This window comes from Microbacterium sp. Au-Mic1 (genome assembly GCF_021341785.1).
Taxonomy (GTDB): domain Bacteria; phylum Actinomycetota; class Actinomycetes; order Actinomycetales; family Microbacteriaceae; genus Microbacterium.
Map to the genome: position 1 here is coordinate 248,445 of NZ_JAJTTF010000007.1, position 14,354 is coordinate 262,798.

Annotated in this window: 11 protein-coding genes; 7 read left to right on the forward strand and 4 right to left on the reverse strand. The window is 71.0% G+C overall.

Going from position 1 to position 14,354, the window contains the following annotated elements; all coding sequences use genetic code 11:
* Position 1: 1 nt before the first annotated feature.
* From LXM50_RS11785 to LXM50_RS11795, 3 genes are read right to left on the reverse strand one after another with little or no spacing between them, the layout of a single operon-like run.
* Complete coding sequence (locus LXM50_RS11785) at positions 2–1,489, reverse strand: helix-turn-helix domain-containing protein (RefSeq protein WP_233311510.1); 1,488 nt, start codon at positions 1,487–1,489, stop codon at positions 2–4.
* On the reverse strand, positions 1,486–2,568 hold the full coding sequence (locus LXM50_RS11790; protein WP_233311511.1) for a DUF917 domain-containing protein: 1,083 nt from the start codon (positions 2,566–2,568) through the stop codon (positions 1,486–1,488). Before LXM50_RS11790 ends, LXM50_RS11785 begins: the two co-directional genes overlap by 4 nt.
* Complete coding sequence (locus LXM50_RS11795; RefSeq protein WP_233311512.1) at positions 2,552–3,841, reverse strand: hypothetical protein; 1,290 nt, start codon at positions 3,839–3,841, stop codon at positions 2,552–2,554. Before LXM50_RS11795 ends, LXM50_RS11790 begins: the two co-directional genes overlap by 17 nt.
* 220 nt (positions 3,842–4,061) lie before the next feature.
* Here LXM50_RS11795 and LXM50_RS11800 point away from each other — a divergent pair, with 220 nt between their 5' ends.
* The 6 genes from LXM50_RS11800 to LXM50_RS11825 all read left to right on the forward strand — a co-directional run bounded on the left by LXM50_RS11800 (position 4,062) and on the right by LXM50_RS11825 (position 11,815).
* A complete protein-coding gene (locus tag LXM50_RS11800; RefSeq protein ID WP_233311513.1) occupies positions 4,062–4,382 on the forward strand; it encodes a putative quinol monooxygenase in 321 nt (106 codons plus the stop codon).
* 33 nt (positions 4,383–4,415) lie between these two features.
* Positions 4,416–5,450 carry a sugar ABC transporter substrate-binding protein gene (locus LXM50_RS11805; RefSeq protein WP_233311514.1) on the forward strand — a complete coding sequence of 345 codons (1,035 nt, stop codon included), beginning with the start codon at positions 4,416–4,418 and terminating at the stop codon, positions 5,448–5,450.
* Between the two features lie 4 nt (positions 5,451–5,454).
* Positions 5,455–6,984: a sugar ABC transporter ATP-binding protein gene (locus tag LXM50_RS11810; RefSeq protein WP_233311515.1), complete on the forward strand. Its 1,530-nt coding sequence runs from the start codon at positions 5,455–5,457 to the stop codon at positions 6,982–6,984.
* Complete coding sequence (locus LXM50_RS11815; RefSeq protein ID WP_233311516.1) at positions 6,981–7,964, forward strand: ABC transporter permease; 984 nt, start codon at positions 6,981–6,983, stop codon at positions 7,962–7,964. Before LXM50_RS11810 ends, LXM50_RS11815 begins: the two co-directional genes overlap by 4 nt.
* A gap of 94 nt (positions 7,965–8,058) precedes the next feature.
* Positions 8,059–10,107, forward strand: a complete 2,049-nt coding sequence (locus LXM50_RS11820; RefSeq protein ID WP_233311517.1) for a hydantoinase/oxoprolinase family protein — start codon at positions 8,059–8,061, stop codon at positions 10,105–10,107.
* A gap of 1 nt (position 10,108) precedes the next feature.
* Positions 10,109–11,815 (forward strand): hydantoinase B/oxoprolinase family protein, encoded by a 1,707-nt coding sequence (locus LXM50_RS11825; protein ID WP_233311518.1) that lies wholly within the window; start codon positions 10,109–10,111, stop codon positions 11,813–11,815.
* Positions 11,816–11,882: 67 nt separating this feature from the next.
* Here the strand turns inward: LXM50_RS11825 and LXM50_RS11830 are convergent, their stop codons facing one another.
* Entirely contained in the window at positions 11,883–12,491 is a 609-nt protein-coding gene (locus LXM50_RS11830; protein ID WP_233311519.1) for a TetR/AcrR family transcriptional regulator, read from the reverse strand.
* A 141-nt stretch (positions 12,492–12,632) separates the two neighbouring features.
* Between LXM50_RS11830 and LXM50_RS11835 the strand changes: the two genes are divergently transcribed.
* Positions 12,633–14,354: an amidohydrolase gene (locus LXM50_RS11835; RefSeq protein ID WP_233311520.1), complete on the forward strand. Its 1,722-nt coding sequence runs from the start codon at positions 12,633–12,635 to the stop codon at positions 14,352–14,354.

Below are 14,354 nucleotides of genomic sequence, written 5' to 3' on the forward strand. Positions count from 1 at the left end.
ATCAGCGCTCCCTGCGGCGCAGCGCGGCCAGGAGGAGATGAGCTGGCAGTACCTCGGCCGGATCCGACAACGTCACACCGAGCTCCTCCGCCCGCCGCAGCCGCGTCTGCACCGTGTTCCGATGCGCGCCGAGTCGCACGGCGGCGGCAGAGACCGAGCCACACGACGAGAGGTACGCCAGCACGGTGTCGATGATCTGCCCTGCCCCGGGATCCCCGAGGAGTCGCGGGTAGAGCACGTCGACGAGCTGCGCAGCGAGGTCGGCCGGCACGAGGCGTCCGAGCAGCCGCGCGGGGATCCGGCCGAAGTCCACGAACGCGTCCGCGCGCGGCGCGTCCGGCGATGGATCAGCGAGGCGCGCCGCGAGCCACGCCTCGCGGACGGCATGCCGCGCCTCCGCCGCCGAGCGGTGCACCTGGGAGGCTCCGCCGGCGAGCGGCAGCCCGGCGGTGTGCACGAGACCGTCGCGTACCCGGTCCAGGCTCTCGGCGCCGCGCTCCGGATCCGTCACGGGGAGGAACCCGATCCACCCGCCGTCGAACCGCGCGAGGGGGGAATCGGGGAACGCGAGGCGCCAGAGTTGATGCACGAGCGCGCCGAGCCGCTCCGGCTCGTCGGAGAGCAGGCAGACGGCGTGGAAGGCGTCGTCGAACGGCCCGGCCGAGATGCCCGCGGGGCTCTGGAACGCCGGCTCGTCGAAGGCGGCGACGGGCGCGAGCCCCGTGAGCGCCGTGATCGCGACGGCGGGCAGTGAGTCATGCGTCGCGGCGAGCCGCAGCTCGAGCAGCAACGCCCGGAGCGACGGCGCCGCCCCGGCGAGAAGAGCCCCCGCGAACCCCGCCGCGGCGGCCGGCACCGCCGCGCGCAGGGCTCCGTCATCGCCGTCGCGCGGGGAGAGATCGGCGCGCACGAGCGTCACTGGAGGGCCGGAGGGACGCGGCTCCCCTCCCGCACCGGCCGGCGCCGCGAACGTCCGTACCCCGGCCGACTCGACCCAGACCGGGGCTCCGTCCAGCTCTCCGGAGAGCAGCGCCACCGCCTGTGCCGGGTCGTCCGCCGCGGCGAGCCGGTCGACGGCCGATCGCACCCGTGCGGCCGACTCGGCGCGGGCCGCGCCGATCCGGATCGCGACGTCGAGCGCGAGCCGGGTCATGTCGCGCCGTGTGCTGAGAAGAGACACTCCGAGGCGTTTCGCGAGTTCGATCACCGAGGCGGTGAACGGCTGCTCGGGGATGATCACCGCGCACGCGCGTCGCTCCCACGCGTAGCGGAGGGCTGCCGAGATCATCCATCCGCCGCGGGTTTCCCCGGGGGCGAGCAGGATCACCGTGTCGGGGCCGACCGCGGCGATGTCCTCGAGGTCGGAGATGAGCGCGAGATCGCGTACCGGGCTCCCTTCGGAGACGAGGTGGAGCACGAAGAGCCCATCGAGCTCGCGGGTGTCCGTGAGGTCGCGCAGCTCGACGGCCCCGGACAGGGCGCGGTTCACAGGCGGATCCTTCCGCGGTCGGGCAGCAGCGTGTGCAGGGTCTCCGGGGCCGCGAGGCGCCGACCCTCCGGGGTGTACCACTGCGCCGCAGCGGGCAACACGACGAGGTCGAGGGTGTTGCCGACCCAGAGGTCGTCGAGGCTGGCGACACGGCCGTCGTCCGGGTGCAGCATCGTGATGATGTCCGGGATCACCGCGTCCACCGTGCCGTCGACCATGAGCAGCAGGAGCTCGTTCTGGATCTCCAGCTGCACGAAGCGCCCCTGCGCCTCCTCGACGAGGACGACGCTCGAGGGGTGGTCCGGCTCACCGGCGGGCGCCGGCCGGGACAGCCCTGCGACGTCGGCGACCCTGGCGCGGATGATCCGGCGCACGCCCTCTCCGCGCCGGAGCAGTTCGTGCTTCTCCTGCGTGCTGCGGGACGACTCGAGGATCCGCCCGATGCGCACCATGCGCGAGACGCTGCCGATGACACCGGTGCGGGCGAGATCGCGCGCGGTCATCGGGTAGAGCGCCGTCGCCGACCAGCCGCCGAACTCCCCGGCGAGCGCCCGCACGAGACGTTCGGCCCTGCGCGGTTCGCCGACCCGCACGAGCGCCGAGTCGCCGACTGGACCGGTCGCGGCGAGCGGGCCTGCAGGCAGGCCCGCCAGCGTGAACACCGACTGGAACAGCAGCGGGAACACCCGCCCCATGGGATCGGCGTCGACGACTGGCCGACCGAGCTGCATCCCGGTCAGCAGCGGCACCATCGAGTTCACGTTCGCGGCGGCCAGCGGGAACAGCCCCTCGATCCGGCGTCCCAGCTCGCGCTCCAGGAGCTCGACGCTGCTGACGAACTCGTCGCCCGCCGGCCGGAGCTCGGAGAGCGGGAGCCCGTTGTTCACGAAACCCACCGCCGCGACGAGCGCGTCGTCGTCGAAGTCCTGCACGGGCAGGAGCTCGGGGCCGTCGGCCCCCGCCGACATCCTCGTGAGGATCCGGTCCTGCTGCTCGTCACACCACTCGGGATCCGCCGCGCAGGCGAGGAAGAGCGCCCCGGTGCGCAGGTGCCTGACATCCTCAGCCGTCAACCTCATGCGGCGTCCCCTCCCCCGCGAGCAGTCCGCCGACCGGGTCGCCGGCCACCCCGTGCACCCGCACCGAGATGACGCGGGCGTGCTCGTACGTGGTCGCGACGAACCGCGACTCGAGGATCCGCGCGGTCGACGGCGGCGCCCCGAAGGCGGCGAGCCGGGCGCGGACCCTGGCCTCGGCCGCCTGCAGCTCGTGCGCCATCTCGTCAGCATTGCCGGCTCCCACGATCCCCAGGGCCCAGTCGGAGAGAGGAGCGCACGCGGCCCCCAGCGCCCGCAGGTCGAGATCGGTCTCGACGACCTCGCCGCCCCCGAGCCACTCGGGCGACTCCGCCCCACGCGGTCGCACCAGCCGCGGTCGCGGGGAGCGCCCGTTGAGCAGGATCTCAGTGGCGGGGACCAGGTGGGCGGCCTGGGTGGCGAGGCGCGCACCGCCCCACCCCAGCTGGGGCACGATGGCGGGGGCTCCCGCTCGGAGAGAACCCAGCACGAGGTCGTTCCCGCGCGCGAGCAGGAGATCGCCCTCGTCGAGCCCGCAGAGCGCGGCGGCACCGAGGAACTCGATCGACGGACCGGAGAACGCGGAGTGGACCGGCGTGGCCGGGAGCCGGCTCAGCGGCACCCGTCCCCCGTCGTTGCGGGTCACGAAGAGCCTCGCGTCCGGGAAGCGGCGGCCGGCGACGAGCGCGAGGGAGATCGCGAGAGCCTCCGCATCGGGCACCAGCGCACTGTTGAGCACCGCCGTGCGCTCCCGCGTCGCGAAGGAGTTGCCGTCGAACGCGTGCGAGAAGGTCACGCTCAGTGAAGCGTCGTGGTCGAGCAGGATCTCGCCCGCCGCGAGCTCGTGCGACGGATTGATCAGGGCGCCCACGCCCGTGATCACGACACGGGATCCGGCCGGGATCCCCGGTGCCGCCGCGCGGAGTCCCACCGCGTCGAACGGGGTCAGCTCCTCCCCCAGCGTCGTGTGGCCGCCGCGCACGTGCAGGATCGGGGCGTCTCCGACCCGGGGCTCGTCGCCGCGGTCGACCGGTGGGCGCGGCGCGATCCGGACGACCGTGAGGGGACCCGCCCCTGTCCGGTCCAGCACCGCGCTCAGGTCGAACGCGATCGAGCGCACGGCCGCGTCGGCCAGGCCCTGCCGCCCGAGCAACCGCTCGAGCGCCGCGTCGACGCCGTCGGTCGTCACGGGGATCTCGTGCGCCGCGAGCGACCCGTCCGGCCGGAGGGCGACGGCCGCGATCCGCCGGTGGCGCACGCCGATCCCGATCCGCATGCGCCGCTCCGTTCCGTGTCATCCCGCGGGATGCGCGGGAGCAGAGGGGGCATCCGCGCGCTGTTTCATTCTTTTGCACATTGTGATTTGAGCGCAAGATGCACTTTGCACAGCGAGTCCCGAGAGCGCCCGGATACCGTCAGGGCACCGACGTGGATCCCGATGGACGCGACCCACGACGACATGCCCATCACGTTCGAGACGACGGAGTACCGACCCGATGATCCGCTCAGTCCTGACCCTGCACACCGCGCCCGAACAGGCCGGATCCGTGCTGGACCTGTACCGCCGCGAAGCGATCCTGCAGGAGTCGCTCGACTTGACCCGAGCGCTCGGCTCCGAGATCGCCACCGCGGTCGACGGGTCCGGCGAGATCATCGTGACCGCGGTATGGCCGGACGAAGCCGCCTACCAGGAATGGCTCGACCACCCGAACCGGGGCCGCACGACCCCGGAGCTCGCCGCCCTGCTCGCCGACGCCCGCGTCGGCGTCGGCCGCCTCTACGCGATCGACCACCGCGTCTCGAAGACCGAGATCTGATCCGACACCCCTGCACCACGAAAGAAGATTGCAATGAAGCACCTCTCCCGCCTCGTCGCCGGCGTCGGCGCCGCCGCCCTCGTCGTCTCCCTCGCCGCCTGCAGCTCCTCCGGCGGATCGGGTGGAGCGAGCGGCGACAAGTACTCGATCGTCTTCCTCGCGTCCTCCTCGCAGAACGGCTACAACCAGGCCGTCTACCAGGGCGTGGTCGAGAAGGCGAAGGAGATCTCGAAGAAGCTCGGGATCACGATCACCACCAAGATCCAGGACGGCCAGTTCGACGCCAACACCCAGCTGTCGCAGCTGCAGAACGCCGGAACCACCGGCCAGGCGAGCGGGATCATCGTGGTCCCACAAGACGGCCCCGGCCTCGCCGCCGCCTTCCCCCTCGGCAACGACGTGCCCGTCGTGTCGGTGCTGAACCCGATCGGCCCCGACATCGACAAGATGCAGCCGCAGATCGACGGCGTCGTCTCGACCGTCGCCTCGCCCCCGTCGGCGGGCGCCGCACGACAGGCGGAGTCCGTCGTCGAGTACTGCAAGAGCATCGACCCGTGCAAGATCGGCCTGCTCGCCGGCCTCCTGAACTCCCCGCTCGACGTCGCCCGCATCGCCGCCTGGAAGAAGGTGCTCGGCCAGCACAGCAACATCAAGATCGTGGGCACCGTCGAAGGCGCCTACGACCGCGACAAGTCGCTCACCGCGGTGTCGAACCTGCTGCAGGCCAACAAGGACATCAACGGCATCCTGAGCAACGCCGACCAGCAGACGATGGGCGCCCAGATCGCGCTCGAGAACGCCGGCATCGACCCGGCGAAGATCTTCCTCACCGGCGGCGGCGGGACGACCGAGGCCGTCAAGGCCGTGCGCGACGGCAAGTGGACGAACGACTACCTGAACTACCCCGTGAGCATGGGCAAGGCCGCACTCGAGCAGCTGGTCAACAAGCTGCGCGGCGACAAGGTCCAGGCCGTCGTCGACGCCGACACCCTCGTCAAGATCAGCCCGATCGCCACGAAGAAGGACCTCGACGCGGCTCCGGACTTCACCGGCGAATGGAACGGCTGACTCGATGAGCACATCAGCGGCCGGACCGGTGCTCGTCGAACTCCGGGACATCGAGAAGCGGTTCGGGGCGACCCGGGCGCTCGACGGAGTCTCCCTCGAGGTGCGCGGCGGCGAGATCCACGCGTTCGTCGGGGAGAACGGCGCCGGTAAGTCGACCCTCGGCAAGGTGATCGCGGGGGTCTACGCCGCAGACCGGGGCGACGTCGTCGTCGACGGCGTCCCGGTCGACCGCTGGAACCCCGGGATCGCGCAGCGTCGCGGGGTCGCGATGATCGCGCAGGAGCTCGCGCTCGTGCCCGACCTGACCGTGGCGCAGAACGTGTTCCTGGGTGCCGAGGAGCACCGGTTCGGGATCGAGCGGCGCAACCTCGACGCGCGCTTCGCCGCGCTCGACGCCGAGGTCGGCTTCGGGCTCGACCCGCGGGCGAAGGTGCGCGATCTGCGGATCGCCGACCAGCAGAAGGTCGAGATCCTCCGATCCCTCGCACGCGACGCCCGCGTCATCGTCATGGACGAGCCGACCTCGTCGCTGACCGCCCGGGAGATCGCGCAGCTCGAGGATCTCATGCGGACGCTGCGCGATCGCGGCTGCAGCGTGATCTACGTCTCGCACTTCCTGGACTCGGTGCTCGGCGTCGCCGACCGGATCACGGTGATGCGGGACGGCCGACGGATCGACACGGTCGACGCCGCCGCGGTCGGCAAGCACGAGCTGGTGACGGCGATGCTCGGCCGCGAGATGGACCAGGCTTACCCCGCGCGCCCCGCCGCGCCGGATCCCGCCACCCCGTTCCTGCTGGAGGTGCAGCACCTGCGCACCTCCACGGGGGTGGAGGACATGAGCTTCGCGGTACGGCCCGGCGAGATCGTCGGCTTGCTCGGCCTGGTCGGCAGCGGCCGAACCGAGTGTCTGCGCGCGGTGTTCGGCCTGGACGAGATCCTGGACGGCGTCGTCCGGTTCGGCGGGCACGACTGGAAGGGTCACTCGCCCAAGCAGTCGATCGACGCGGGCCTCGTGCTCGTCTCGGAGGACCGACACAAGGACGGCCTCGTGCTGCAGCGCTCGGTGCGCGAGAACATCGCGCTCGCGAGCCTCGGGGCGCGCTCCCGGGCCGGCCTGATCGACGGCCGTAGCGAACGGGCCGTCGCGGATGAGCTCGCGCAATCGCTCGAGATGCGCCCGCCGGACACCGACCTCCCGGTCGGCTGGTTCTCGGGCGGCAATCAGCAGAAGGCGCTTCTCGGCAAGGCGCTCGCGGCACGGCCGCGGGCGATCATCTTCGACGAGCCCACGCGCGGCGTCGACGTCGGCGCCAAGCGCGCGATCTACGAGCTCATCGCCCGGCTCGCCCAGGACGGGATCGCGGTGCTGCTGATCTCGTCCGAGCACGAGGAGATCATGGAGCTCGCCCACCGCGCGTTCCTGGTCTCCGCGGGCCGCACCTTCGGGGAGATCGTCCCCGAGCAGACCGCCGTGGAGGACGTCCTGTTCCGGCTCTTCCACGTGACCCCCGGAGAGGAGACGGCAGCGTGAGCGAGGCCATCGACACCACCGCGACACGGGCCCAGGCCCGGAGGAAGTTCACGATCAGGGAGATCGCGATCGAGTACGCCGTCCTGCTGCTGCTCGCCGCCGTGCTCATCGCGCTCGCGATCCTCTCGCCTTCGTTCTTCACGTTCGGCAACATCGTGAACATCCTGAACCAGAATGCCCCTCTCGTGATCATCGCCTCGGCGGGCACCTTCGTGATCATCTCGGGCAACTTCGATCTCTCCACCGGCGCGATCTACAGCGTCGCGGGCGTGGTCTCGGCCTGGCTCGCGATCACCACCGGCAACGTGTGGCTCGCTCTCCTCGCGGCCCCCGTCGTCGGGCTCGCGCTCGGCCTGTTCAACGGCGTCGTGATCACCCGGCTCCGCGTGCACTCGTTCCTCGGCACGCTCGCGTCGTCGATGATCTTCACGACGGTCGCGGTGCTGATCACGGGCGGCAGTCTGATCACCGTCACGACCCCCGGCTTCACCGCGCTCGGACGCAACAGGGTCGGCGGTGTCTTCATCGCGGTCTTCGTGATGATCGCCGTGGTCGCCCTGCTCTGGTTCGTGCTCTCGCGAACCGTGTTCGGCCGGCACGTCTACGCCATTGGCGGCAACCCCGAGGCCGCAGAGCTCTCCGGCATCCACGTCGGTCGCACCCGCGTCATCGTGTTCGTGCTGAGCGGGCTCGCCGCCGGCGCCGCCGCCGCGATCGGCGTCTCGCGGATCGCGTCGGGTCAGCCCCTCGCGGGCGCCGGACTCGAGCTGAGTGCGATCGCCGCGGTGATCCTCGGCGGCACGAGCATCTACGGCGGACTCGGCGCGGTCTGGCGATCGGTCGCCGGCGTGTTCCTCATCGCCCTCATCGGCAACGGATTCGACCTGCTCAACCTGAACCCCCAGCTCAAGGACATGGTGACGGGCTTCATCATCCTCGCCGCAGTCGGCCTCGCGGCCGCAGGGCGCGGCCGACGCTGACCGCACCGCCGCCGAGACCCGGTCGCCCTCGGGGCACCGGGCTCCCCGGCCTGCCCGAAGACCCCATCGCCCTCAACCGGAAGGAACCCCTTTCATGCCCGAGAACGTCAGAATCGCCGTCGACGTGGGCGGCACCTTCACCGACGTGGTCAAGCTCGTCCCCGAGACGGGAGAGCTCCGCTTCGAGAAGGTCCCGACCACCCCGAGCGAGCCCACCGCCGGAGTGCTCGCCGCCTTCGACAAGGCGGACGCCGACCCCGGCCAGGTCTCGATGTTCAACCACGGCAGCACGCTGGGCCTGAACTCGCTGCTCACCCGGACCGGGGCGAGGATCGCCACGATCGCCACGCGCGGCTTCCGCGACGTCTACCTGCTCGGCCGCACCGACCGCCGGGTCATGTACGACATCGCATACCGCAAGCCCGAGGCGCTGCTCGAGCGCTACGACACGTTCGAGGTCAGCGAGCGCAGTATGTTCGATGGCACCGTCGCGACACCGTTCGACGAGGAGGACGCACGTGAGGTCGCACGCGAGATCCTGCGCCGAGGCTACGACGCCGTCGCCGTCGCCTTCCTGCACGCCTACGCCAACCCGGCGCACGAGCTGCGCATGCGCGAGATCCTCCTCGAGGAGGCCCCCGGTGTCGAGGTCACCATCTCGCACGAGCTGTCGCGCGAGTACCGCGAGTACGAGCGCACGAGCACGGCCGTGCTCGACGCGTACATCAAGCCGATCATGCGCAGCTACCTCAAGGCGCTCGAGGGCGAGCTCGAACGGCGCGGCTTCGTCGGTCGATTCCTGATGTCGCGGTCGGGCGGCGGCGCGATGACCGCGTCGGCCGCTCGCGAGCAGCCGGTGAACCTGATCCTGTCCGGCCCCGCCGGCGGGGTCGTCGGAGCGGCGGCGTTCTCGAAGCTCATCGACCGGCCGAACCTCATCACGATCGACATGGGCGGGACCAGCCTCGACGCCTCGCTCGTGCAGGGCGGTCATCCCGTGCTCTACCACGGCGCGGAGTTCGAGGGCCTGCCCATCAACACCCCTTCGCTCTACATCCACACGATCGGCGCCGGCGGCGGCTCGCTCGGCTACCTCGACGAGGCCGGCGCCCTGCAGGTCGGACCGAAGAGCGCGGGGGCCATGCCCGGACCCGCGGCCTACGGGCGCGGCGGCACGCAGCCGACTTTCACCGATGCGGCGCTCGCGATCGGGTACCTCGGCACCGACACTCCGCTCGGCGGCGAGCTCACGCTCGACCGTGAGAAGTCGCTCGAGGCGCTCGCGCCGATCGCCGGATCGCTCGGGCTGAGCGTCACCCAGCTCGCGCGCGGCATGGTGCAGATCTCGAACACCAAGATCATGGGCGCCGTACGCGCGATCACCATCGAGCTCGGACACGACCCGAAGGACTTCGCCCTGCTCTCATTCGGTGGGGGCGGCGGGCTGGTCGCGGTCGACGTGGCCCGCGAGCTCGGGATCCCGGAGGTGATCGTACCGCCGGGGCAGGGCGCGTTCTCCGCGCTCGGCATGCTCATGGCCGACGTGCAGCACGACTACTCGCGCACGAGCCTGCAGCCGCTCGAGGATCTGGACGCCGCCGCCGCCGACGCCCTCTACGCCGGGATGGAGGCGGAAGCGCGCGAGACCCTGCACGCCGAGGGCTTCAGCGACGAGCGCATGGTCTTCCACCGCGTGGTCGCCGTGCGCTACTCGGGGCAGGAGCACGCCGTCACCGTCGACTACCCGGAGGACGGGTCGGATCCCCGCGCCGCGATCCGCGCCGAGTTCGACCGGCTGCACCTGCGGCAGTACGGGCACATCATGGACGACCCGATCGAGACCACCACGCTGCGTCTCGGCGCCGTCGGCATCGTCGACAAGCCCGATCTGCCGCGCGCCGCACGCCGCGACGGCGATCACGGCCCCGAACTGCGCCGCCGCACGGTGGTGCTCGACGGCGACGTGACCGCCGAGTACGCGCTCGTCGCGCGCGAGGAGCTCCTCGCCGGCGACGTCCTCGAGGGCCCGGCCGTCGTGACCGAGCACACCGCGACCACGGTGCTGCACGCCGGGGACCGGCTCGAGGTCGGCGCCTACGGCGAGCTCGTCATCTCGATCCAGTACGCACAGAAGGGGGCATGACATGGCCGACGCCATCACCACCGAGATCATCAGGCACGGCCTGCTGGCCGCCGCGGAGGAGGTCGCGCGCAACCTGTGCCGCACCGCCTACAACACCGTGGTCTACGAGATCCACGACTACGGGATCGGGATCCATGACGCGAACGGCGACGTCGTGGCGGACGCGCCGGGCATCGCTGTCTTCACGCGCGGCAACGATGCGGGCATCAAGCACTCGATCGAGTTCCTCGGAGCGGACGCGATGGAGCCGGGCGACGTCTTCATCATCAACTTCCCGTATTGGTCCAGCGCGCACACACTCGATCCGCTGGTCTTCGCGCCGATCCACGTCGACGACGCGCTCATCGGGTTCGCTTCGTGCCGCGTGCACGTCACCGACCTGAACCAGAAGGATCCCGGCTACGTCCTCGACTCGACCGATCGGTCGCAGGAGGGGCTCATGCTGCCCGCCTCGAAGCTGTACCGCCGCGGCGAGCGCAACGACGACGTCTTCAACATCATCCGGTTCAACAGCCGGATGCCGAAGCACACGATCGGCGACATCCAGGCGCAGGTCTCTGCCTGCGTGACCGGGGTGCGGCGCACGCAGGAGCTCGCGGGCAAGTACGGGGTCAGCACTCTCACCGAGGCGATGGACACGATCAACGCGCACGGCGAGAAGCTCGCCCGCCTCGCCCTCGCGAAGCTGCCGAAGGGCACCTGGACCGCGATCGACTACGTCGACGACGACGGGATCAACAAGGACGACCTCGTCACCCTGCGCTGCACGGTGACGGTCACCGACGACGAGATGGTGGTCGACTGGACCGGGAGCGCCGAGAACGTCGAGGGGCCGATCAACCTGCCTCCTGGGCAGACGGAGGCGCTCTCGAGCCTCATCTTCAAGTCGCTCACCACCCCGGACTCGCCCGTCGTCGCCGGCAACTTCGCCCCGCTGCGGGTCGTCACGGTCCCGGGGTCGGTCATGCACGCGGTCTCGCCGATGCCGACCTTCACGCTCTGGACCGGACTGCTGGCCGGCGAGGTGATCCTCAAGGCGCTCGCGCAGGGCATGCCGGAGCTGGTGCCGGCGTGCTCCGGCGGCGACGTCTGCTCGATGATGGGCCTCGGCGTCAACCCGCGCACAGGCGAGCCCTGGCAGGAGGCCACGAACGAGGCGGTCGGGTTCGGCGGCACCGCGCACCACGACGGCGAGGACGGCATCATGCACCTCTCCGAGCCGGGCTGCCGCAACAACCCGGTCGAGGTCCTCGAGGCCAAGTCCTCGATGATCATCGACCACTACGGCTACCGGACCGACACGGGGGGCGCCGGGCGCCACCGCGGCGGGGTCGGGGTGAGCCGCTCCTACCGCTTCACGGCGCCGGCTACCGGGATCTGCCTCGTCTACAAGACGAAGACGACGCCCTGGGCGATCGACGGCGGCGCGGACGGCGAGCCGAACCGGGTCGTGCTGAACCCGGGGACGCCGCGGGAGACGGTTCAGGGCGGCAGCTACAACCGGCTCGCCCCCGGCGACGTGCTGGTCAATCAGACGGGCGGGGGCGGCGGCTACGGCGATCCGTTCGACCGCGACCCCGCGGCCGTGGCGCACGACGTACGCAACGGGTTCGTCTCGCCGCAGGCCGCCGAACGCGACTACGGCGTGGTCGTGACCGCGGGCTTCGGCGTCGACGGCGCGGCGACCGCGGCGCTCCGGGGCCGCTGACCAGGACTCCGATCCACCTCGTCCCGATGCGTCCGCCGTCGCGGGCGCATCGGGGCGCTCCTTGTTGTCAGCCGAGCGGTTCCGCGAGCGGCGCACCCGCCTGGCGGGCGAACAGCGCGATCGCGCGCTGCGCATCGGCGACGGAAATGCTGCCGCCGGCGACGATGTGCAGGCCGTAGGCATCCTCGAGAGCGACGAAGTTCATCGCGATGTCCTCGACGGGTCCGGTCAGCGCGAAGTCGCCGGCCGCCGCCCCGGCTTCCAGGATCCTCCGGTACAGCCCGAGCTGCTCGCCGTAGAGCCGCTGGACGAGCTCGTCATGCAGCGGCGACTTGCCCGCCAGCACGTCGAATTCATAGAGCAGACGCATGAGCGCGTCGTCCGGGCCGCTCGGCAGGCCGGCGCGGATCGCGATCGCGAGCTGTTCCGCCGGACGCTCCGCCCTTGCCACGAGCGCCTCGCGCTCCTCCCCGACCCTGCGCATGCCCGCGGCGTGCGCCTCGACGAGGATCGCATCGAGATCCTCGTAGTAGTACAGCAGCGCACCGCGGGTGACCCCGGCCTGGTTCGCGACGTCCGTCAGCGAGAGGTTGCGCAGCCCGTGCTCGGCGGCCGCGTCGAGCGCCGCATCCACCACTTCGCGGCGACGCTGCTGCTGGGTGCTCGGACGTGCCATGAAGCCAGTATCGCAGTCCCGCGAACGGATCCGGATCCGATTCGAAGAGTTTCTTGACATTTGAGTGAATTAATTTACTCTTGAGTCAAAGAACTGCGGTCGCTCCCCCGAGCAGCGCCGCCCGAGACGTTGGAGCACGACATGGCGGTCGACACCCTCTACACCGGCGGACGCGTCCGCACCTTCGATCCCGCGCAGCCCTGGGCCGAGGCCGTCGGCGTCACCGGCGACCGGATCAGCTACGTCGGACCGGCCGCCGATGCACCCGCGGCGCGTCGCACGGTCGATCTGGAGGGGCGCCTGGTGACCCCCGGCGTCGCCGACACCCACAACCACCTGCTGCTCGGCTACGACGACCTCGCCGTCAGTCTCGACCAGGTGCAGAGCCTCGACGTCGTGCGCTCGCGGATCGCGGCCTTCGCCGAGGCGCACCCCGACCTGGAGTGGATCTGCGCCGAGAACGCTCTCTATTCGGTGGTCGAAGGGCGCCGTCCGCGCGCCGACGACCTCACCGGCGTCACCGACCGGCCCGTCTTCATCACCACCTACGACCAGCACTCCGTGTGGCTGAACCGGCCCGCGCTCGCGAAGCTCGGGATCCTCGGCGGCGGCGACATCGCCTGGGGCAACCCCGAGATCGACCACCGCACGGGCGAGCCCACGGGCTGGGTCACCGACTTCTACACGAGTGCCATGACGACGAACGGCCTCGCCGAGCTGCAGCGCGACATCCCGATGTACTCCCCCGACCGGCGCTACCGCAAGATCGTGAACAGCCTCGAGATGGCCCGCCGCTTCGGCATCACGACCGTGGTCGAGCCCCAGGTCCCGCTCGCCGAACTGCCGCTTTTCGACCGCGCCGAGCGCGAGGGCAAGCTCACCTCGCGGACGATCGCGGCGATCTACCACCCGGTCGGATCCGACGGCGACTTCCGCTCGCGCATCACCGAGGCGATCCGGGAGACCCCTCAGCACGACCGGTTCCGCCTCGGCATGGTGAAGCTCTACGCCGACGACGTGATCGAGCCGCACACGGCCGCCATGCTCGAGGACTATGCGAACCGTCCGGGCCATCGCGGACACACCAGCCTCGAGCCGACCGAGTTCACGAAGCTCTTCGTCGAGCTCGACCGCCTCGGCTACCAGGTGCACACGCACGCCACCGGCGATTGGGGCATCCGCCTGACGCTGGACTCGATCGAGGCCGCCCAGCGGATCAACGGCACCCGGGACACCCGGCACGGCATCGTGCATGTGGAGTGCCTGGCCCCGGAGGACCTCCCGCGTTTCCGCGACCTCGGCGTCGTCGCGGCGATGCAGCCCCGTCACGCGTCCCCCGACCTCGTCGCCGGCACCTGGATGGAGAACGTCGGCGAGGCGCGCTGGGACCGCGCCTGGCGGTTCCGTTCGATGATCGAATCGGGCGCCCGCGTCACGTTCTCGAGCGACTGGCAGGTGGGCGAGATGGATCCACTCGTCGGCGTCTACAGCGCGATGACCCGCGCCCGCCTCGACGGCGGCGACGCCTGGACCCAGGGTGAGCGCCTCGATCTCGACCGCACGCTGGAGGCTTACACCAAGGGCGGGGCGGGAGCGTTCCACCACGAGGACTCGCTCGGCATGCTCCGCGCCGGATACCTCGCCGACCTCGTCGTGTGGTCGGGCGATCTGTACGCCATGGAGCCCGCGGAGATCCTCGCGCAGCACGCCGACCTCACCGTGGTCGGGGGCACCACGGTGCACGACGCCCGCGGCGAGTTCGACGGCGTCGCCGCCTCGGCGCCGGTCCAGGATCCGGGCGGGGCCGGACAGCGCTGCACCGAACCCTCCGCCGACCACCACTGCCACTCGCACACCGACTGA